This window comes from Rothia sp. SCPM-O-B-18226 (M350) (assembly GCF_058213595.1).
Genome location: NZ_JBYQJS010000004.1, coordinates 202,112 through 222,840, shown reverse-complemented (window position 1 = coordinate 222,840; position 20,729 = coordinate 202,112). Strand labels below are relative to the sequence as shown.

Below are 20,729 nucleotides of genomic sequence, written 5' to 3'. Positions count from 1 at the left end.
AGATGACCTCTCAGCCCAGGGGCTTTCTGTGCATCAGATGGTGCTCACCCGAGTGCCACCGTTAGCGGGTGATAATCGCGAAGTCGCTACTGGACAGGTTCGTGAAATTACCAATCTGCGCGTTCAGGCGGCACTTAGAAGTCACCGACAGCGCCGTCACCACCCGCTGATCCTCAGACACCAACACATGCCCCGAACAACCATCCGAAAAACTAATCAACTGAGCATCCGGAGAAATCGCCTGAACCAGCGTCGAAAACTCACCCGTACGCGGCAAAACCATCAACGGATTCAACTCATCCGCACCACTCGGCCACACCGGAACCACCGTCACCGGCAAAACACTCTGATTCACCACACGAGAAGGAACCCGCAACTCAATCGAACGCAAACGCTGAATCGGGTACGCCGTCGAACGAACCTCCCGATCAGAAATAGCCTTCAACGTCTCAGAATCAATACGGTTCAGCCATTCCTCAAAAGCACGCGAATCCTTAAACTCAGCAGACACATTCGCCCGGACCTGCACCACACCATTAGCTGGGATACTCACCCCAGACAGATTCCATGAACACGGAACGTCCACCGCAGTCACACTCGACTGATTCTTCGCCACGCCAGAAGACGCCTGACCGGCATCCCACGTCACCGAAGCACACGAACCACCCTCAACACCGGGAAGCACCTGCAAAATATCGCCCCGAAGAGCCGACTTCTGCGAGGAAAACTCAAAAGTCAGGCGGGCGCTCTTATCCCGTGGGTTATACGTACCCTCAATACGGGTACCCAAACCACTCGGCAAAGACGCCGAACTACGGCTCGACGCAGACCATGACTCGGCCGTCTTAGGTGAACCCTTACCGCCGTTCAAACCCACAAAGACGAGTACACCCACAAGGATTAGAGAACCCAGGATAGCGCCCCACACCAGCGGGCGGCGCAAGGGCGAACGGGCAGGCTCCTCATCCTCAACGACCTCATCAGGCACATATACCGGTTGCTCCACCACAAAAGGAGCCCGGATAACCGTCTCATTCTGTGCCTGACCCAGCGACGGCATGCCTGCACCATACAGCTCCGTGACATTCTGCCCAGGCACCGCAGAAACAGCAGGCTCAGCGCCATGAACCACCGTAGGCGTATAGCCCACAGCACCCGAAGACACCTCAACCCATCGGGGAAGCACCACATCAGTAGCGAAACCCTCAGCCAAAAGACGCAACTTAGCGGCAGCCTCAGCCGCCCCAGGACGCTGAGCCGGGTTCTCCGCCAACATCCCGTGAAGCACCTCAGCCACCTCAGCCGGAATCTGCGGCGACAACTGCACCGCACCACCACGCACCGGAAGAGGACGCGCTGCCACCAACAACTCATGAAGGGTCACTGCGCACGCATAAATATCAACCGCTGGAGTGGCCACACCGTGTGCAGAACGCTCCGGAGCCATATACCCCGGAGTGCCAGAAAACGAACGAGAAGCCCCCGAACCCGCAGAGCCGGTAAAAGAAGCAATACCGAAATCAGCCACACGAACCTGCTGATCCAGAGACTCCCCCAAAACACCGCTCAGCAGAACATTCTCCGGCTTAATATCCAGGTGCATCACGCCCTGACGGTGAGCAAACTCCACCGCATTCAGAACCTGCACCATCAGACTCAACGCCAAACAGACCGGCAGCGGCCCCTTAGAATCCAGCTTTTGACGTAGCGAACCGCCATGCTGAAACTCCGTCACCAGAGCCAGCACGCCACCCTCAACCACCATGTCCGTCAACGGCACGATATGAGGATGCGACAGCGCCAACAACACCGAACGCTCACGCACAAAAGACTCAAGAACCACAGGGTTCTCGGCAAGCTCCGGGCGCAGAATCTTCGCCGCGTACAGAGCCCACGAGCCGCTCATCGTAGCAGCCCACACCTCACCGACCGCACCAGAACCCACCCGGCGAAGCAAACGATACGAAGAGCCAAGGGGAGTGCCCTCAACCAAGCCCCCAGCAGGCTGACCAGCAGCCTGCGGGGCAGGATGAGCATCACGACGCTCCGAGCCGGAGTACTGCGGCGAACCAGCAGGTACAGTCACGGGCTAACTCCTTAACATCAACTTCACAACAAGCAGGAAGATTCCCCAGACGGGGTGACCCCTACAGCAAAACGGTCGGTAAAGTTACACGATACCTCACCACGCGCCAGACAAGCCCTACAGCCCGCCACGGTGCTGAGAATCCTCCGGGCTCATCAGCTGCACCAGAACCGGCGATCCAGCCAAGAACGCATAGCCACGACCAACGCTCAGCTGAACCGGGGCACGCCTCGGAATAGTGCCGAACATGTCCATATCCATATCAACATTCGGCTGAACCACGGCACCCGTACGGAACTTACGAATAGCCTTCGTCCAATGGCTATACAAAGGACGCAAATCAGTCGGCTTACCCGTAGCAATAATGTGAACGTCCGGGAAGTCACCCTTCACAATCGCATCAAAAACGTTCATCGGGTCATCTACGCGGTCACCGTCATCAATCAGCAACAGCACCGGGCCCGCGGCATCCTGCAAAGCTGCCTGCACCTGAGCAGAAGCATTCTTGCTCTCGAACACGCGGTCAAAAACGCCCTCCGGCACATTCACCAGACCGGAACGCTGATCGAAGACAGCCCAAGCCTCCGGAACCTCAGCGGCATCCATGCGCGCGTTCTCTGCCGCGATAGCGTCACCAGATGCCAACGCGGCAGATACCGACTGCTCCGCCGCAGCCCTCGCCCGAGAAACCAGACGAGCAAACGCAACCAGCAGAGAAGACTTACCCGAACGCGGATTACCCGCAACCATGGCATGCTCACCCTCATACAGCTCGAAAGCACACGCCTCCAACGTAGCCTCCGCAATACCCACAGGGATACGCCACAGGCTCGGAGAAAACTCGGCAGCAGGCATGCTCTCCCACGAAACCCACGTCGGCAGCTGACCAATCACATCACGCTTAGCAGGAGCCTGCGGGAAACGCTCACGAACCATAGAGACAGCCTCCTCCACGCCAACAGCGGGAGTAGCCACCTGCATCTGACGCAGACGCTTCGGGTCAACACAACGGCCGGGAACCGCAGCCGGAACATTCGTGCCGCGAATACCATGCGAGGAATAATCGTGAATATCGCTCAGCTGGAAGAACCACGTCTGCAACGAAGCATCAAGAATCTGCGAGGGAATATTCTTCGCACGGCTCGTCGACACCACGCAGTGAATACCAACAGCAGGACCATCCGCATACACTCGGTAGAAATTCGCCAGCAAATCCATGCTTACAGCGTCAGAGAACTCATCACGCAGCGTCGCAAAACCATCCAAAACAATGAAAAGAGGCTTACGGCGTGACGCGTCAGCACGGCGAGCATCAAGCTCCGACTTCACAAAACGCAAGAAGCGAGCCTGACGCTCCCTAGCGCCCTGGCCGGTACCCACAGCAGACACAACGTGCGGCAGGGAGTGTAGAGGCAACAAACCATCAGCGCCCATGTCCACCAGAACGATATCGATGTCCTCCGGCGAATAATGCTGAGCCAAACCCAGCACCACAGACTGAATCGTCGTGGTCGTACCACTACCGGCAACACCCACCAACAGCAGGTTGCTCATCTCAATATTCCAGCCCATAGGCACCTGACGCTGCAGCTCCGGCTCATCACCCAAAGTGCACATCAGGACACCGTCCCGGACACCCCCCACAGTGGGAAGATCCGGGTCGGGGAAGCCACGCACACCAAAATCAGCCAAATCAACATACGAACCCAACGGTTCAGGCCACACCTTACGAGGAGCGACCGCGCCACGAGCCGCATGAGCCGCCACAACAGCATCAATCAGCAGATCTAGGTCATTCGCATCACTCGACGACACCTTCGGACGTGCACGCTCCGAACGAGGAGTGCCGATACTATCGGTCGCACGAACCTCCAGAGAAGTCACCACCTCAGTGCCGCTCTGACCCGTCACCAGGGCAGTCTGCACCGGTGAAATATCATTCTGGCCCAGCTTCACATAGGCGCGACCCATCTGCGAACGCGAAATCTCCGAAGCATCCGGAACACCAATCACGTTCGAAGAATCCTCACGGCTCTGCACACGCAACGCCACACGCAAGTTCGTATTCGCCAGAATGTCATCATTCACCACGCCAGCAGGACGCTGAGTCGCCAAAATCATGTGAACACCCAGGGTACGACCCACCGCGCCAATACTCACCAGCGACGACAGGACATCCGGGAAGTCCTTCGCCAGCATCGCGAACTCGTCAATCACCAGCAGCAGGCGAGGCATCGGCTCCGGAGGGTTCGTCGCCAAATAATCCTTAATGTTGTCCACGCCCTCGCCGGCAGCCGCAAACAGGCGCTGACGGCGGTCCATCTCCGCCTCCAACGACTCAATAGCGCGGTGCGCCAACTGAGCATCCAAGTTGCTCAAAGTACCAATCGTATGCGGCAGACGCTCACACGTCTTAAACGCCGCACCACCCTTAAAGTCAACCAGAATAAAGTTCAAACGGCTCGGATCGTGGTGCGCAGCCAAACCCGCCACCAACGAACGCAAAAACTCACTCTTACCCGAACCGGTAGTACCACCCACCAGACCGTGAGGACCGTCCTTCACCAAGTCCAGCGTGAACGCGCCAGAATCGCCCACACCAATCTCGGTGCTGAAACCATTAGCTTGCGACCAAAACGCCTCAATATCCTCAGCACCCGGAGGGGTCGGCAAACCAACCAGCTCAGGCAGCTTTACCAGCTGAGGCAAACCGCCACCCAACAGCAAACGCTCAGGGTCCTCATGATGCGCCAAAGTACGCGCCACATGAAGAGCATCCTCAGCGTTCACGCCGGCGAGCACACCGTCAGTGACCGTGTAACGGCGGCGAGGCTCCGAATAGGTCATAGAAGCTTCCTCACCGATCTCCACGACAGAAGTACAAGACGCCGGAAGACGGTCAACGGAAGAAGCCAACACAATACCGGCAACACGGCGAGCGCCCGCAGCAGCAGTCTTATTCGCCATCAGACGCACTTCATCGCCGTACGCCAAAAGGTCGCGTGCCGGCGACTCACGGCCCTCAGTGAGGGTATCCGAATCAACGACCACGCACAGGCCGCGGGTCGGGAGGGACTCAATGTCATTGTAAAGAGAGCGCAGCATCTGGTCCGACTGCTCCTTACCAGAAGCAAACCAACGCATCTGCTGGTTCTGCGCCATGCGGATATGCGGAAGCCACGACGTCCACACCCAGTCCTGCGAACGCGCGGAATCAGCGCAGACCGCAATCGTCATATCTGCAGGACCCGTATGGGTCGCCGACTGCAGTACTAGGCTACGCGCCAGGGCGAGAGACTGCTCACGCGGACCCACGATGCCGATAGCGCCACCCTCACGCAGGTCAGCAATCAGCGGAGCATCCCACAGGGTATTGTGGTCAAGAAGATGCTGAACCTCAGGCTCAGGGTTGCTCGGTTTTGTCAGCTCAGGAGTCCAATGAATATGCCCAGTACCCACGTGGAAAGTCAACAGGTCGGGGCTGGTACTCCGGCGACGCCACAGCGTCATCGCGGGAAGAAGCGCCCGCAGCTGAACGGTATCCGGTGCCGGGGCAAGGTCACGAAGACGCTCAACCTCCTCACGGTTGCTCAGAGCGACACGTTCCTTAAACTTTTCCATTTCCTGCTCAAAACGCACACGCTCCTTCACCTTGTCCTTGGCGTGACGACGTTTCTGCTCCACCCACATGCCGATACTCAGGACGGGGCTGAGCATCGCGAAAAGGGCGTAACGAATCTCCTGCATAATGGCGACCATTGCCGCCGCCATAATAAGCGGGCCTATCGCCATTGCAATATTGAACTTCGGCGGGTCAGAGACGTTCTTGCGGGTGGGTGCCTCTACTTTTTCCGGAGCGCTCAGCGCACCCTGACGTGGCGGACGGTTAAACGGCGCGGTGCCCGATGCGCTCACATTCGGCGCGCTACCGGGGCGAGGTGCTGCCTTCTCTTGAGGAGCAGGCCGCAGGGTCAGAACGCAATCGCCAACGTGGATCGTGGTGCTCTCAGAAACAGTCAGACCTTCCTCGGGAATCTTCTGACCGTCCACAAAACTGCCGTTCGTAGAACCCGGGTCAGTGATACGTACCTTCTGAGTATTCGTCGACTCATCATGAACCACCTGCAAGTGCAGGTGCTCCCACGACGCGCTCGCCGTGGGCAGCACAATGTCGGCGTACGGGGAACGACCCGCCACCAGAGGACGCGAAGAGGGGATAGGGCGCGGCAGGGTAACCGTTGAACCACCACTCAAGCACACGCTCCAGCCCTGCACCAGGGAAGGGTAGGAGAGCGGTGCCCTAGAGATGCGCATACCTTCCATCGGCTTGACCTCCGCCAGGGTGGAGGAGGCCGTCACCGGGCGGTTATCGCAGTACAGCGGCTCGTCGACGGGCAGGGAGGGGCCACCGGTCGCCTGGACGAGATCAGCGATGGTCGTCTCAGGCTGCCAGGAGTCTAGCTCATAGCTCCCGTTATGCTCTTCAAGATCAAGGAAAAAGCGCATAAGGTGTTCTCCAAAATAGATAAATCGTGAGCCCTGCTGGTGAACGGACTAGAAGTAATACCCGAAAGCCGGGGTGTGATGGACCGGCTCTGCACGGATTAGGTTTTGTGCGGAAAAGCTAGTCGCGAGATTCTGAGGTGAACGTGCGAAGCATCCACACGGGCGGATTCACCGCATCCGCTGAGGAAGACCCACCCTGAATCATCGAAGCATCAGCCGTAGGGTATAGAAGCCCCACCTGACCGCCAGCGGCGTAGGAAGACGAAAAATCCAACGGATACGCGACCGTGGAATCTTTAGCGTCCAGCCGGAGAGTTCCTAGAACCCGTCGAACCGCATCGGGAGTGTATTCACGAACCCGGCTCGTTGCATATGCAAAGGCTAAGAGAGCGTTATGGGAGGGAGCATCCGCCCACGCTGCCGAGTTCGAGAACGCCTGTTCGCCCGACAAATCCTTGAGCGAAGAATCGTTCTTCATCCGTTCCACCGTCGACACAAACGCCGAAGAAGCACGACCGTCATCATCAGCACTCAACGCCGCAGCACGTGCCTGCATACGCCCCACAACGCGAATATTGTCGGTCAGGGAACCACCGTTCTCCAGAAGAAGCCGCGTAAAAGGCTCCGTCAAAGCTTCCTCACCTGCAATCACGGGAGAAGTAATGCCCGCCCTCTGGAGAGAACGAAGAACCTTTGCCTGAGTTGAGGCAGAGCCCGCTAAAACCAGAACCGGAGACGAGCCCGAAGACTTATCACCCAGAAGGTGCATCAACTCTTTAAGCGTATCCTTCATGCTGTCTTCATCAGCAGAAACCTGAACGCGATTCGTATAGGGAAGGTCAGGCGCAGAACCCTCACCCGCATCCAGCAGGATGGTGTGCACACCATCCTGCTGCTGCGAAGAGCCCGTGCTAGATACACCGGCAAGCGAACGAATGGCAGCCGTATAGGCCTGCTTCTCCTGCTCAGGGTCCAGAGCAAAACTCCACACCCCATCGCCAGTATCTACCCGGTCATACGTTTCAATCACCGCAACATTGCGTTCCTTGGCGGCAGCCGTAGCACCCCGAAGATGTTCCCCTTGAGAAGCAAGCACAATACCCAAAGCGCCCTCAGAAGAGAGCTTTTCTACCGCCTCACGGGCGCCCTGCTCCGTTCCCTTATCGTTCGCATAAAGAACCTTCACGGACGAATTACCCAGAGCCAGGCGGTACTGTGCAACACGAGCGCCCTGAGCGTTCAGACGCCACGCAGACCCCTCAGCATCATCACCGAAAGTAGCGACAACACCAATAACAGGCTCACGGCCAGAGGCCGGAAGAGAAATAGCCTGCTGAACCGTCACCGCAGACGCAGGGTTCGTACCCGTACCGAGCGGCAAAGGCTGAGGAGTCACAGTGCGCACGCCATACCAGATCCCCACCACCGCAAGGCTAAACAGCACACACAGACTGACACACCACACCATGGTGCGCTGAGTGAGCCGCCTGCCCTCGCGGCGGTGAGGACCTGGATCAGAACCCAGATGAGGGGAAAACCCCACGGCTAATCACCAATCTGGAAGGTGTACACTGTCTTCACCTCTGCACTGCCGGCATTCGACAGATGGAAGGTAGGCAGAGAACGCAGACGTTGCAGCGAGGCCTTGAACTGCGCCTGACGCTTCTGCAGAGCAGCGATATCCTCGGAGCGGAGGTTCGTGTAACCCTGAGCATTCTGCATCGCCAAAGCAAGCTGGTAGTCAGCGGCACCCGCCTTCGCGCTATTGCTCTTGAGCGCTCCCAAGAGGCCAGCACCCTCAGCGCTGCTATCGCCCAAATCAAGCATGAGCTTCGACAGGTCGTTATTCAGCTGAGCAGAAGCACCAGCCAAATCTCGGGTAGCGTTCTCAGTGCGGGTGCTCAGAGCAACCAGAGAACGCTCGGTCACCGAGTCCAGGGACTGACGCAGACCCTCAATACGCTCATTCATATCCTTATGCTGAACCTCGATAGAATCGCCAGCCACCTGAACCACGGTATTCGCGGTATCAGTAATACCTGCAATCGATGCGGCGAATGCCTCCTGGGCAGTCGAAGCGGCGGACGAACCGTTACTCGAAACCTTACGGATCTCTTCGTTAATCATGCCCGTTAGGGTGTCGCGAGTTTCGCTGGCAGAATCCTTGAACGCTTCCTTAATAGCGCTGGAGAGATCTGCCTGCGTGTTCGTCATATCTTCCAGGTTTTTACCCAGAGCATTGACGGTATCCGAAGCCGAACGGATACGGTCACGCAACGAAACCTTCGCTTCGTCAGACAGTTCCTTCTTCTCGGCGTCCTGGTTCTGTGCGTTTACGGCATCATCCAGGGTCTTCTCAACCTCACCGAGAGCACCATCTACCGCGTTCACAGCATCGTTAAGATTCTTGGCGTCGCGAGCCAGGCCCTCCTTGGGGTCATCCATAGAGGTTGCGGCAAGGACCTCATCCCATGCTGCTACGGCCGTGGCGATACGCTGCTCCATCGGAGTACGTGTAGCAGAGGGGTTCGGGGTGATGATACGCCTGTTCGCGTTCTCCACCGTGATGGAACGCGTATTACCTTCAGTGGCGGTAGGCTCGGCAGAAGGCGCCTCGGAGGACGGGGCAGTGGAAGGCGACTCATTCTTTGACGGCTCTGCGGAAGGGGTCGCAGAAGCAGATTCAGACGGTGCGGGGCTAGGTGCTTCAGAAGAAGGAGCCGCAGACGGCGAAGCCTCACCGTTACAAGACGAAGCTGTCAGGTATCCACGCAGATGCTCCACCTGCTCAGCAGATAGAGAGCCGCCGCGCTCAGTCGACAGAGCGCAAAGTTGCTCCGCCAGTTCCTGGTTCTGGGCGCTCATGGAACCAGAACCTTCCACCAAATCTGCACGAGCGGAAGCCGCACGAGAATGAACGTTCTTGATGCTCTCAATCAGACGACTCGACGTTTCCTTCAACTGGTTCACACCCTGACGAGCCGCGCTGACCTTCTCTCGCAAAGCGCGCACAGCATCAGCGTCAAGAGAGGACGGGTCCTTCTCCATCTGCTGAACAATCTCATCCATCTGACGCTTCAACGCCGAATAGTTGGTGTTCGCACCCTTCAAATACTCGGGCTGCAGATGATCCACAATCTTTTCGCCGGTAGCAACCAGTGCAATCAAAGAGCTCTGCACCGTCACCGACGCACCAAATAGGGCACAGGTTACCGAGCCGCTAGAAGAGCAAGTCTCAGCGGTCGGGTGCTCCGGGCCCACAATCTCACGAATCGAAGCCGTAAGATCCTGCTGGCAGTCTGAGCTTGCCTCCGCATACGCGTTCAGGACCGCAGAGAGCTGGACCAAGTTACCGTATACACTACGGCTACTTGCATCCTCCTCACGATGCACAACACAACGACCATTACTATGCGAAACAGACACATTGGGGCGCGCTGTCGTATCACCCAGCATGGTGTGAAGAGCCGCGACGGTACGTTCCAGCTGGGAAATTAGCTGAGAATTATTGGTACGCGAAGCCTCAGAAAGGTCCTTCTGCAGGTTCTCAATATTCGCCTGCAGACCCTGCATGGTCTTCGTCAATGATTCATTCTGAGTCTTCAGGTGCTCGGCAGCGTCCTTACCCAAAGTTGCAGACGTATCATCCAGGCTCTGACGCACCTGAGCAACCTGTGAACTGGCGCTATTCAACGTTGAATTAACCTCGTTGACGGTATCGATGGTGCGCTGCAGAAGCGCCACCTGAGAGGCATCCTGAGAGGTGAAACCGTTAGTAATAATTCCCGCGCCAGACAAATCGGACGCAAAACCAGGCTGCACCGAAATGTTGAAGGTGGGCGCGCTAAAATCCTTCGCCTTAACCTTCAACACAAAAGAAGAGGAACTGCCGGTTACCGGAGGCGCCGAAATAGCGCCCCACTGAACAACAGCCTTACCTTCATCATTGGTGCTTACCACGCCATTCGTCGACGAATCAGTGGCATCAGGGGTCGTAATAACCTGGGTAGGAGAACCCGAAAGAACAGTAGAAGCAGCGATGGAGAACGGAGTACCAACCGGTGCGGGGCTAGTACGGCTGGTACCGGATGCATCATAGGTGACGTCCTCAGTCTTCACCGTCAGGTTTTCGACCGTAACCTTAATGGTGATTTCGCCACTGTAACCGTTCAAATCATTCAGGTTAGTGCCGCTACCGCGCTCGCTAGAATACTGCAGGCTCACACGCACGGGAAGGTCATTGACGACGTCCTTGGGTTTGAACTGAACATTGCTCGTAGAGCTCGTGCGGTCCTTGTCGTTAACGTAAATGTTGGTCGACTCAATCGACGAGACCTCACCGTCACGGCCCATCTGAACATTCACGTTCTGCAGAACATTAGTAGCGTTCTCAACCTGATGGGGGCTCTGAGAAGTAACAGTACCCTTATCGGAAGGGGTGCTGTTATTGTTCGTGCCCGTGGAGCAAGACGAGAAAATAAGTGCCGTAGTGACACCCAAAATCAAAGGAAAGCGGAATAAGCGCTGACGCGCGGTGGTGTGGTTGGTCATGATGATCTTTTCGTTTAAGTTATGTGCCATGCAAGCAACCGATAGCGGCGCACCTGAAACGCAACCAAACGATGCCTGCAGAGGTAGACGGAGGGCCGGGCCCAGTACCACTCTATCAGCCTAATCTGAGAGGGCGGATAATATTTCGTCCTAGTCGGCGCCTCGTTAGGGGATTCCATTCAACCTTGAGGTGATAGTCAAAAGTATTTTTTATTTTGTTTTAATCTCGTGTGTTTGCCGAGTGCTGTTCGACGTAGAAGTACTCTGCGGCCGAGGTTATTTCCCAACCCAGGAACTTTCTCTATGCATGGGGGCTGTTGTCGTGCGACGCTACATCTTGATATCCGCTAGACCGGTGATTTTGTTGCGTCTTCTGTACAGCTTCCTGAACAGGGGCTGCGTCCACTCGAGGTTATCCCACGTATCAACCCACGCCAGATCCTGCGGGTCCCGCATATCGGGCCAGTGGTCGAACTCGAGCCTAAACCGTACGATTGCCAGCAGCCGGTGGTTCTTGCCAACGGGGTCAAGCTTAGCGATTTCCTTGCCTTTCTTGGTGTAGAAGGTGGCCTTGTCAGACCCTACCCCAGTCCATTCCAATTCTTCCTCCGCATCACCCTGGAAGTAGAAAACCTGATCGATAGCCCTAATCGGGTAGGAGGTCACGGCAGCAAATGGAGAGAGCTTCTGCTCCACATCGTCTGGCGTGATTTTCGTGTACACCAGGTGAACGTGCAGAAAGTGGTAGGGGAAGAAGAGCAGCATGATGAACGCCAGCAGGTTGAAGAGGATACCGAGCTCAACCTGCGTGTAGAGGTAGAGAGCGAAGAAACCTGCCGGGAATATGGGTGTGAGAAGGCCTATGAGTGCTTCACGGCGGGGCACGCGCGTAATGTAGATGCCTTCGTCGCGCAGCTTCATGTCCTGGCGCAGGTGCCTATCATGCAGAACAATGATAGTGATGGCGCCGATGATTGATGCGAGGGTGTAGGTGCCCCAGAGCAGAAGGAAAAAGGTGTGCATGATGCGTGCTCCTCTTTCGCGGTGTTGGTGGTGTTCGTGCCGGTTGCGGCTCTTTGGATGTAGGGGGTAGTCGGCGCTTATCGAGCGGGCTACATGTAGACGTCGGCAAGGCCAGTAACCTTCTCACGACCCCTGAAATAAAGAATGGTCATACCCCTATCGTCCAACTCATTCACCTTCGCCACATCATCCGGATCATTCATATCAGGCCAACGCTCGTTCTCAATCCTGAACCGCACAATCGCCATCAGACGATAATTGTTATGGATGGTCGGGCAGAACAGGGCAATCTGGGTGCCTGACTTGGCGTAGAACCCCACCATATCCTGATCTTCAATATTCAATGCCTCGTAATACACAATACGGTTGATTGCATTGAAGGGGTAGCGGGTCGGGTTGGAGAACCAAATACGCTGCTCGATACCTTCAGGTGAGATTTTGACGTAAGCGACGAGGATATAGCGCGAGAAGGCATAAAAACATAATGTAAAAATAATAGCGAATACATTAAACCAGATACCCATATTTCCACCATATCTATTACCAATATATCCAAAAAATGGAATTAATGGATTAAATATGCACACATAAGCCTCAAAGTGATTTACTCGCCTAATGTAAATTCCCTGTTCTTCTTTTTTCTTATCTTGGTGTCGATTAATCTCGTACCTAATAATAATGTAGGGGATAGAGAGAATAGACAGCGCTAAGATAATTCCCCAGAAGATACTAAAGAAGGTATCTAGCATGCTTTACTCCGCCTCCTGAACGCTAGCATGAGAGGAGGAATCCGCGTCTTCCTCTTCGGGAATAGAAATACCCACAGTGACGTACCTCTTCACCGACCACCCATTCATCGCCACCGGCGCCGCAAAGAACAGCGCAGGCAGCAACTCCAGGCGAACCAGCGAATAGCCCAAGTACCCGAGCGCAATACACGCGGCCAGGCCAGCCACGCCGATGCACACGGCACGCAAGGTACGGTACCCCTCGGTTCCCTCCTCAAAGCGGTTGCCCTGCAGGTAGAAGAGGCCCTCGCGCACAACACGTAGGAACCCTGGGGCCAGGAAAAGTGCAACCGCCAGAGCTACCGGATCATAGCCTGCAGTCATGAAACTGATCAGAGGAACCACGAGGCACAGAACCGTGAAAATAGCTGCCGCCATAACGCCCACGCGGGTTGAGCGCCTGTCCATCTGCTCCATGCGCTGCAGGTCAGGAATATCGTCATTAGGTTCAGTAGGCTGAATGAGGAAGTAGGTAATGAATATTCCACAAACCATGTACCAGGAGGCAAAGTTCGTCTCTGGGGTCCACAGCGTTGCATCCGCGGTGCGCAGTACCCCAAAAGCGGTCAGCGCCGTCAGAACAATCAAGCCTACCGCGCTGATGGAGTGAACGAAGATAAAGAAATGGTGGAAGAGGCCGCCGTTTGATTCGTAGCCAATACCTCCCTTGAGTACTGTATCTATGGCTGAGAGGCCGATAGTACTTGCAACGAGGAACAGCGCGCCCCACGGCCAGCCTCCAAAAATGAACGATAACAACGACACAAGAATCATGAAGCTAAAGCAGAACCACAGGAAGATTAGCCATAGGATTCTGAAGGTTTCAGAGATAGCGTTCATGCTATTTCCCTTTCAACTATTTGGACTCTGCCGCAGCACGGTCAAGGATGCGCTGCAGATGCTCCGGGATCTGTCGGTACTCCCCGGCTTCGGGGGAACCAATCTCATACTTGCGGGCGTAGCAGAGGATTTTGATTAGGGTATCCATCTCCTCATAATCACCGAACTCTACAAAGAGCTCCGGGATGTACTTGGGCGGCCAAACGCCGTAGCGTTCGCGGAAGAGAATCATATGGTAAATGTAGGTTGCGTCAAAGAAGACGGGGCTGAAACCCAGACGGTAGCGTCTCATCTGGCTACTGCTGATGAGCAGGTGTCCGCCTTTGCCGTTGACCTGCATGTGTATTTTGGTGATGCTGCTGTAGTCGAACTCGCGGGTTTTGAATCGCCAGTTCCGCCACTTCACGGAGGTTTCATTCTGCTGGATGTAGAAGGAATGGGTGTGAATAGCCATGAACCAGAGCCAGCATCCTAATAAATTCATAAATAGATACGCCGGAATGTAATCAATAAGTGTTTCTGCAGGAAAAGTTAGAGGAAATAGAACACACGTAAATAGGGTCAACAAGTCCACACACACTACAGCCAGTAGCGGTTTTTTCTGCCGCTGTCCCAGAGGAATATAACCCTTGGGGCGATTGAGGCCGATAGAGCCGTTGGTGACGGTTTCGGCAAGAAATTTTCTGAACATTCGCTGTCCTAGTGTGGTGGGTGGTTACATGTAGACGTCGGCAAGGTCGGTAACCTTCCCCAAATTTTCAAAGTAGCGCATCGTCTTCCCGGCACAATCCAAACGGTCCACCTGAGCTACGTCATCCGGGTTGTCCATGTCAGGCCAACGCTCGTTCTCAATCCTGAACCGCACAATCGCCAGAAGCCGGTAATTTTTATGAGGCAACGGGCTAAACAGGGCAATCTGAGTACCTGACTTAGCGTAGAACCCCACCATATCCTCGTCTTCATATTTTGCTGCCTTGTAGAACACGACACGGTTGATCGCGGTGAAAGGGTAACGGGTCGGGTTAGAGAACCAGATGCGCTGCTCGATACCCTCGGCGGAGGTCTTCACGTAGGCAACATGCACGTACCGCAACAGCGGAAGGACTGCAAGTGACAAGCATAGGTAGAGTATTTCATTGCCTGTGCCGAATTCTTCTTCAACATAAACATGTAAGAAAGCCATTAGCACGGACGGGACGGGAACAAATATCAGGCATAAAGCTTCGAGCCGAGTAACCCGTCGAATATAGATACCCTCACGTTGCCGTTGCTTATCTTTCCAACGCTGTACCTCGTAATTGATGAGGACGTAAAACGTCGCCACTGTTGTGAGTAGAGCAAAGATACCCCAGAAGATAATCAGGAAAGTGCGCATGGTGGGTTCTCGTTTCGTGTGGTTGGTGAATAGGAAGAGCGCGCACCCCACCCAAACTAGGCGGCGGCGCCTCCAGAAGATACGGTTGAGGGGCGCTCGCAGGCACGGCGACTGCCGCACACGCGAACGCCCCCACCCATCACATCACCGGTCAATAACCGAGACGACCGGTCTACTTGTCGTCGTCTACAGGGTAGAGCCAGCCGCCGTATGCGCAGTAGCGCTTACCGTCCTTCTCGGTGTAGTAGGCGCCAACAAATTCCTTGCTCTCGCACTTCTGGATTGCTTCCTGGGCTCGTTGCTTAAGCCTTGCATCCCTCTCTGCGCGCACATTGTTACCCAGAACGAAGGTGACCATCGCAACCGCAACCAGCACGAGCGAAATGATAGCCATGGCCTTGCCCTTGCCGGTGCCGCGCTTGACCATGACCAGGGCAATAATTGCGGAAATAACGGTCGGGATTGCGGTAAATGCGCCCAGGATAATGAAGCCGGTCAGGGCGGAGATAATGCCCAAGACCAGTGCGGTTACTGCCGCCCACTTCTTTTTCGGTGCCTCGACGGGTGCGCCGTGTGCGGGCTGTACGGCGGGTGCCTGCTGGGTGAATTGCGGCTGCTGCGGTGCAGCCGGCTGCGGGGTGTTTTCAGACATGAAAGTCCTCATTTCGTATGTGGTTGGTGAATATCCGGAAGCGCACCACCTGCAGGTGGCGTACCTTTCCCAAGGATACTCTATGTGCTTGAAAGCTCTGACAGGTTGAAATGTTGAGCACTTTGATGGTCTATGGGTTAGGTGGCTAAAAAGTTAACTCGGTGCAAGGCTCGGGTGAAGACTGGGCGACCATTCACCGGCGGGTGGGATTGGGCCCATATTCGCCCGAGTTTCTTGGCTGACCGTGGTATGCAGAAAGCCCCTGGGCTGAGAGATAATCTCTCAAGCCCAGGGGCTTCTCTATACGGTGCTACATCTGAAATAACACTATTTAGATGAGGCACCAAGGATGCGCTGCAGGTGTTCCGGGATCTGTTGGTAGTCCCCGGCTTCGGGGGAGCCAATCTCGTACTTGCGGGCGTAACAGAGACCCTTGATGAGGGCGTCCATGTCCTCGTAATCACCGAACTCTACGAAGAGCTCGGGGATGTACTTGGGTGGCCAAACGCCGTAACGCTCACGGAAAAGAATCATGTGGTAGATGTAGGTGGCGTCAAAGAAGACCGGACTGAACGCTAGGCGGCGTTTACCCATCTGGTTACTGCTAATTACGAAGTAGCCGCCCTTGCCGTTCTCTTTCATATGGATTTTGGTGATGCTGCTGTAGTCGAACTCGCGGGTTTTGAACCGCCAGTTCCGCCATTTTACGGAGGTCTCATTCTGCTGGATGTAAAAGAAATGCGCATGTAAAACCAAATACCAAGCGGGGGACCCAAGGATATTCATCATAAGAAAGAAGACTATTAAAGATTCAATATCCTCTGAAATCACAAAGGGGGTAACAACGCACATCAGAAACGTCAATACATCTACATATACAAGAACCAGAAGAGGGTTTTTCTGCCGCTGTCCCAGAGGAATATAGCCTTTGGGGCGGTTGAGTCCTATGGAGCCGTTGGTGACGGTTTCGGCAAGAAATTTTCTGAGCATGAAATGTCCTAGTGTGGTGGTTGGTTACATGTAGACGTCGGCAAGGCCGGAGACCTTCTCCAAATCCTCAAAATAACGAATTGTCCTCGAGGCACGATCCAAGAAATCCACCTGCGCCACATCATCCGGGTTGTCCATGTCAGGCCAACGCTCGTTTTCAATCCTGAAACGCACAATCGCCAAAAGCCGGTAATTGTTATGAGTCATTGGACCAAAAGCAGCAATCTGCTTACCCGACTTCGTGTAAAAACCCACCATATCCTGGTCTTCAACATCCACGGTCTTGTAGTAGGTAACGCTATCAATCGCACCTATCGGGTAGACCGTTGGGTTAGCTGACCAGACACGCTGCTCGATACCTTCAGGAGAAAGCTTCACATAAGCGACATGCACATAACGCAAGAAAGAAAGGAACATAACCGAAAGTGATAAGACCAATATTTCAGTCCCTATATCTAATGAATCAGGACCGTATATGTGGGCTACAAACGAAAGACAGGGGAAGGCGGGGGTAAATATCATAATGAGAGCTTCACCCTGATTAACTCGTCGAATATAAATACCCTCGCGCCGCCGTTGCTTATCTTTCCAACGCTGCACCTCGTAATTGATGAGGACATAAAATGTCGCAATTGTTATAAGTGTAGCGAGGGTGCTCCAGAAAATCAGGGGGAGACTAAGCACGGTGGGTTCTCGTTTCGTGTGGTTGGTGAATAGGAAGAGCGCGCTCCGTCCGCGCATCCCCGGGAGCCTTTAGCCTTGTATGTCGGGGCTACATGTCAATCTCAGCCAGACCCGAGATTTTCTTACGGAACTTGAAGTACGGAATGACTTCAGCACGGTTATCCAACCGGTTCACCTTATCCACGTCAGCCGGAATATCCAGGTAAGGCCAACGCCCGTACTCAATCCTAAATCGAGTCATAAGCAAGAGGTAGTACTCATCATAATTCGGGTTCAACGGGTTAATGCGCGCACGCGATTTGGTGAGGAACCAGGTGCGGCTTGCGGTATCTTCATCCGTGGATTCGCTATACACGACGCTATCAATCGCGCCGATGGGGCAGATCCTCGACCCGCGAACAGGGGTGTGCTGCTCAATACCTTCAGAAGAAATCTTCATGTATGTGGCGTTGACACTCCACAGGTAGAACAACAGGAAAGCAGCCATGAGTATGGATGCAATGTCTACAAATGAGTTAGTCCCGAGGCCATTGAGCGACAAAAAATAGCAGATAATCGGGAAACCCGGGAAAAAGACAATAATGTACGCCAGCGGCGCTTGCATACGACTAATGTAGATTCCTTCACGCTTTTTCTCCTCGTCACGGCGCCGATTAATGATGTAGGTGGCCAGGGTGAAAAGCGTGAAAATAGTCGTGATGATGGAGCACGCACCCCAAAAGGTAATAGCAAATTCTTGAGACATCATTTAGCTATTCACTCCTTCAGCCGAGTTGGAATCGGCGATGGTAGCAGAGTACGCTTCTCTGCTTACTTCAGTCGTGCTCATGGTATGTACGTCCTTGTGTGGTGGTGGTTGGTGAATTGTGCTCGCTACGGTGAGGTGGCGGGCACATCCTTAGCCTATCGCACTGTATCTGACCAGAAAGTTAACTGGGTGCAAGGCTCGGGTGAAGACTGGGCGACCATTCACCGGCGGATGGGATTAGGCCCTGTGCTCACCCGATTTTCTCGGCTGCTCATAGGGGAGGGGACGCGCCTTTCGTGTCTTGGTGGTGCTGGTTGAGGCGAAATAGGTTGCGGATATCGTATGGAAAGCCCGAACGGTACGAGATGAAGACTCGCACTGCCCGGGGCTCTAGTTTATAGAATGGTTATTCTTTGATTTCTTCGAAGCGGGTTGTATCAAAATCTCGTTCCTTTTGAGCAGAGTCATTCGCTACATGAAACAGATACTTCTTCCCCACCTGAGCCGTCTGAACATAGTCGGGAACCTTCCACCCGGATGGAGCCACAGACAGGCGGAGCGTGCCGCACTCCTTCGTCTCAAAAATACCCACGGGGGCAATATTGGTCATGCCGCTAACATCTGATCCCCCTCGGTCCTTCGTGTAAGCCTTAGTGACGGTGCAGGTAGCGGTAACGTTATCGCTATCATCACGCAAAGAGTAGGGAAGATACACGGTAACGAAGAGAGCAATCGCTACAATAATTGCCAGCATTATCATGCGGCTCCGATTCATGGTGCCTAATGTCTCTTTGAGGCCTTCACGAACACCTTGTGCAAATTCTGCCAGGAACATATTTTATTACTTGCTTTCTCTCGTGGGCATTAGGGTCAATATTTACTCACAAGCGGTCGTCTTTGTTTTATTGATCTACGGCTTATTCTTTGATTTCTTCGAAGCGGATGACGGAGAACCCTGTTTTGTCGTTTCGGGTAGTGAAGGACTTGTACGCCCTGTATTTCTTGCCCGCCTCAATACTGTTGAGGTAGGGGTAGATACGTTCCCCATCGGGAGCGTGCCACATTGTGATGGTTCCGCACTCTTTCGTCTCGAAGGCACCGGAGATTGCGTAGGGGTCCTCGTGCTCAATGATTTCAACCGACTCGATAGTGCATATTTCAGAGTCGTTATTCGGGTTGGAATGGGTCATGAAATATATAGCTCCCAATACGGCAATAAATCCTACGAAAAATATAATGACGCCGCGGTCATTCCATATATTTTCTGCTGTTCTACGAAAATACTCTTTGAAATTGGCTCCATTATTTTTCATCGCTATTCGCCTCTTCTCGCCTGAGTTCTTCGACTTCTTCAAATCATGAGTTTTTGCGGCGCGCCTCATTACGCGCCTCAGTGCGCGCAGCCCGACGGCGGCGACGCTGGCGCTCACTCTTCGTCACACCCACCACATACTTCGTCTTACACAAGTCATAAAACTGGGCATAAATATCGCGCGAAGAGCCATACATCCCCACCACACTCATCACATCCAGGCCGTCCTCCTCAGCCCAATGCCCATGATCATCACGGTACAGCACCTGCGCCATCAGAATCGTCGCGTCGAACTGGTACGGGTCAAAACTGCAGGTACGCTTACCCATCTCGGTACTGCCGATGCGTAAGAACCCGTTCTTGCCATTGTTCTCCACGTGGGCAAACGTAATCGAGGGGTAGGTGAAGGTGCGTTCCTTCCACCGCCAGTTACGCCACCGCACGCAATCTTCGCGTAGTTCGAGGTAGAAGGCGTAGCAGTGGTTCAGTGGGAGAGCGCCCAGCAGGCCAAGGGACACGACGCCAAAAATAAGACCTGAAATCGCAACGGTAAAATCCTCTGAACCGGGCTGCACATCCCCAAGACCAAGGGACAGCCATATAAGCGGCATGCCGACAAACCCGAGAATAGTTACAAGCCAGAAGAAGATATATGCCAGGATGGGCCTCTTCTGCCTCTTATTCAAGGTGGGTTTGCCGAGCTTAATACGGTAGCCCGGTATCAGGGCGACGATAAGTCCCCAAAGGGTTCCGGTTTCAACAGCGCTCATAGTGTGTACGTCCTTGTGTGGTGGTTGGTGAATCGCGCCGGGTGAGGCGGCGGGTACATCCTTAGCCTATCGCACCGTATCTGACCAGAAAGTTAACTCGGTGCAATGCTTGGGTGAAGACCGAGCGACCATTCGTCAGAAGGGCCGGCTCAGCGGCGAACCGACCCCCATCGGTGCGCGGAATTCACCCGCAAAACGCTAGAATCCGGGCCGTACGCGGCGTGTTGACAAACTAATATTTCAGCAAAAATCCCGCCGGAAAAACGCGGACTAGCCCACATGCCCTAAGCCTCAACTAGAAGGTGCACTCTGTACGCAAAAACTTTAACGTTTAACCTCTAGAATAAGAAAAGGTTCAAGGCGCGGCCGCACGCCGTACCAACGCCGCTCACTCTGCAGAAACA

The 20,729-nt window shown here is 54.5% G+C and carries 16 protein-coding genes; all 16 read right to left on the bottom strand.

What is annotated here, in order from left to right:
* Nucleotides 1-61 precede the first annotated feature (61 nt).
* Nucleotides 62-2,086, bottom strand: coding sequence for a serine/threonine-protein kinase (locus tag AC3E6W_RS07705; protein ID WP_490652774.1), 2,025 nt, complete (start codon nt 2,084-2,086; stop codon nt 62-64).
* 117 nt (nt 2,087-2,203) lie between these two features.
* The gene (locus tag AC3E6W_RS07700; protein WP_490652773.1) at nt 2,204-6,592 is read right to left on the bottom strand and encodes a type VII secretion EssC family protein; all 4,389 of its coding nucleotides are present in this window, start codon (nt 6,590-6,592) and stop codon (nt 2,204-2,206) included.
* A 118-nt stretch (nt 6,593-6,710) separates the two neighbouring features.
* Nucleotides 6,711-7,988, bottom strand: coding sequence for a molecular chaperone Hsp90 (locus AC3E6W_RS07695; RefSeq protein ID WP_490652772.1), 1,278 nt, complete (start codon nt 7,986-7,988; stop codon nt 6,711-6,713).
* 149 nt (nt 7,989-8,137) lie between these two features.
* Complete coding sequence (locus AC3E6W_RS07690; RefSeq protein ID WP_490652771.1) at nt 8,138-11,143, bottom strand: prolipoprotein diacylglyceryl transferase; 3,006 nt, start codon at nt 11,141-11,143, stop codon at nt 8,138-8,140.
* Between the two features lie 330 nt (nt 11,144-11,473).
* Nucleotides 11,474-12,166, bottom strand: a complete 693-nt coding sequence (locus AC3E6W_RS07685; protein ID WP_490652770.1) for a hypothetical protein — start codon at nt 12,164-12,166, stop codon at nt 11,474-11,476.
* A gap of 89 nt (nt 12,167-12,255) precedes the next feature.
* Nucleotides 12,256-12,915 (bottom strand): hypothetical protein, encoded by a 660-nt coding sequence (locus AC3E6W_RS07680; protein ID WP_490652769.1) that lies wholly within the window; start codon nt 12,913-12,915, stop codon nt 12,256-12,258.
* A gap of 3 nt (nt 12,916-12,918) precedes the next feature.
* Nucleotides 12,919-13,794, bottom strand: a complete 876-nt coding sequence (locus AC3E6W_RS07675; protein ID WP_490652768.1) for a hypothetical protein — start codon at nt 13,792-13,794, stop codon at nt 12,919-12,921.
* Between the two features lie 16 nt (nt 13,795-13,810).
* A complete protein-coding gene (locus AC3E6W_RS07670) occupies nt 13,811-14,248 on the bottom strand; it encodes a hypothetical protein (RefSeq protein WP_490652767.1) in 438 nt (145 codons plus the stop codon).
* 261 nt (nt 14,249-14,509) lie between these two features.
* A complete protein-coding gene (locus tag AC3E6W_RS07665) occupies nt 14,510-15,169 on the bottom strand; it encodes a hypothetical protein (RefSeq protein WP_296543717.1) in 660 nt (219 codons plus the stop codon).
* A 172-nt stretch (nt 15,170-15,341) separates the two neighbouring features.
* Complete coding sequence (locus AC3E6W_RS07660) at nt 15,342-15,821, bottom strand: DUF4190 domain-containing protein (RefSeq protein WP_490652766.1); 480 nt, start codon at nt 15,819-15,821, stop codon at nt 15,342-15,344.
* A 327-nt stretch (nt 15,822-16,148) separates the two neighbouring features.
* The gene (locus AC3E6W_RS07655) at nt 16,149-16,463 is read right to left on the bottom strand and encodes a hypothetical protein (protein WP_490652765.1); all 315 of its coding nucleotides are present in this window, start codon (nt 16,461-16,463) and stop codon (nt 16,149-16,151) included.
* A 372-nt stretch (nt 16,464-16,835) separates the two neighbouring features.
* A complete protein-coding gene (locus tag AC3E6W_RS07650) occupies nt 16,836-17,495 on the bottom strand; it encodes a hypothetical protein (RefSeq protein WP_490652764.1) in 660 nt (219 codons plus the stop codon).
* An 88-nt stretch (nt 17,496-17,583) separates the two neighbouring features.
* On the bottom strand, nt 17,584-18,243 hold the full coding sequence (locus tag AC3E6W_RS07645) for a G protein-coupled receptor family protein (protein WP_490652763.1): 660 nt from the start codon (nt 18,241-18,243) through the stop codon (nt 17,584-17,586).
* Between the two features lie 406 nt (nt 18,244-18,649).
* On the bottom strand, nt 18,650-19,078 hold the full coding sequence (locus AC3E6W_RS07640) for a hypothetical protein (RefSeq protein ID WP_490646691.1): 429 nt from the start codon (nt 19,076-19,078) through the stop codon (nt 18,650-18,652).
* An 82-nt stretch (nt 19,079-19,160) separates the two neighbouring features.
* Nucleotides 19,161-19,598, bottom strand: coding sequence for a hypothetical protein (locus tag AC3E6W_RS07635; protein WP_246823733.1), 438 nt, complete (start codon nt 19,596-19,598; stop codon nt 19,161-19,163).
* A gap of 1 nt (nt 19,599) precedes the next feature.
* On the bottom strand, nt 19,600-20,325 hold the full coding sequence (locus AC3E6W_RS07630) for an ECF transporter S component (RefSeq protein WP_490652762.1): 726 nt from the start codon (nt 20,323-20,325) through the stop codon (nt 19,600-19,602).
* Nucleotides 20,326-20,729: the final 404 nt, after the last annotated feature.

Bases quoted from the DNA above. Each gene is read 5' to 3' on its own strand.
- AC3E6W_RS07670 (WP_490652767.1), bottom strand. From the start codon at position 14,248: ATGGCTATTCACACCCATTCCTTCTACATCCAGCAGAATGAAACCTCC.
- AC3E6W_RS07685 (WP_490652770.1), bottom strand. From the start codon at position 12,166: ATGCACACCTTTTTCCTTCTGCTCTGGGGCACCTACACCCTCGCATCA.
- AC3E6W_RS07645 (WP_490652763.1), bottom strand. From the start codon at position 18,243: ATGATGTCTCAAGAATTTGCTATTACCTTTTGGGGTGCGTGCTCCATC.
- AC3E6W_RS07640 (WP_490646691.1), bottom strand. From the start codon at position 19,078: ATGTTCCTGGCAGAATTTGCACAAGGTGTTCGTGAAGGCCTCAAAGAG.
- AC3E6W_RS07690 (WP_490652771.1), bottom strand. From the start codon at position 11,143: ATGACCAACCACACCACCGCGCGTCAGCGCTTATTCCGCTTTCCTTTG.
- AC3E6W_RS07700 (WP_490652773.1), bottom strand. From the start codon at position 6,592: ATGCGCTTTTTCCTTGATCTTGAAGAGCATAACGGGAGCTATGAGCTA.
- AC3E6W_RS07655 (WP_490652765.1), bottom strand. From the start codon at position 16,463: ATGAAAGAGAACGGCAAGGGCGGCTACTTCGTAATTAGCAGTAACCAG.
- AC3E6W_RS07680 (WP_490652769.1), bottom strand. From the start codon at position 12,915: ATGCTAGATACCTTCTTTAGTATCTTCTGGGGAATTATCTTAGCGCTG.
- AC3E6W_RS07675 (WP_490652768.1), bottom strand. From the start codon at position 13,794: ATGAACGCTATCTCTGAAACCTTCAGAATCCTATGGCTAATCTTCCTG.
- AC3E6W_RS07665 (WP_296543717.1), bottom strand. From the start codon at position 15,169: ATGCGCACTTTCCTGATTATCTTCTGGGGTATCTTTGCTCTACTCACA.
- AC3E6W_RS07660 (WP_490652766.1), bottom strand. From the start codon at position 15,821: ATGTCTGAAAACACCCCGCAGCCGGCTGCACCGCAGCAGCCGCAATTC.
- AC3E6W_RS07630 (WP_490652762.1), bottom strand. From the start codon at position 20,325: ATGAGCGCTGTTGAAACCGGAACCCTTTGGGGACTTATCGTCGCCCTG.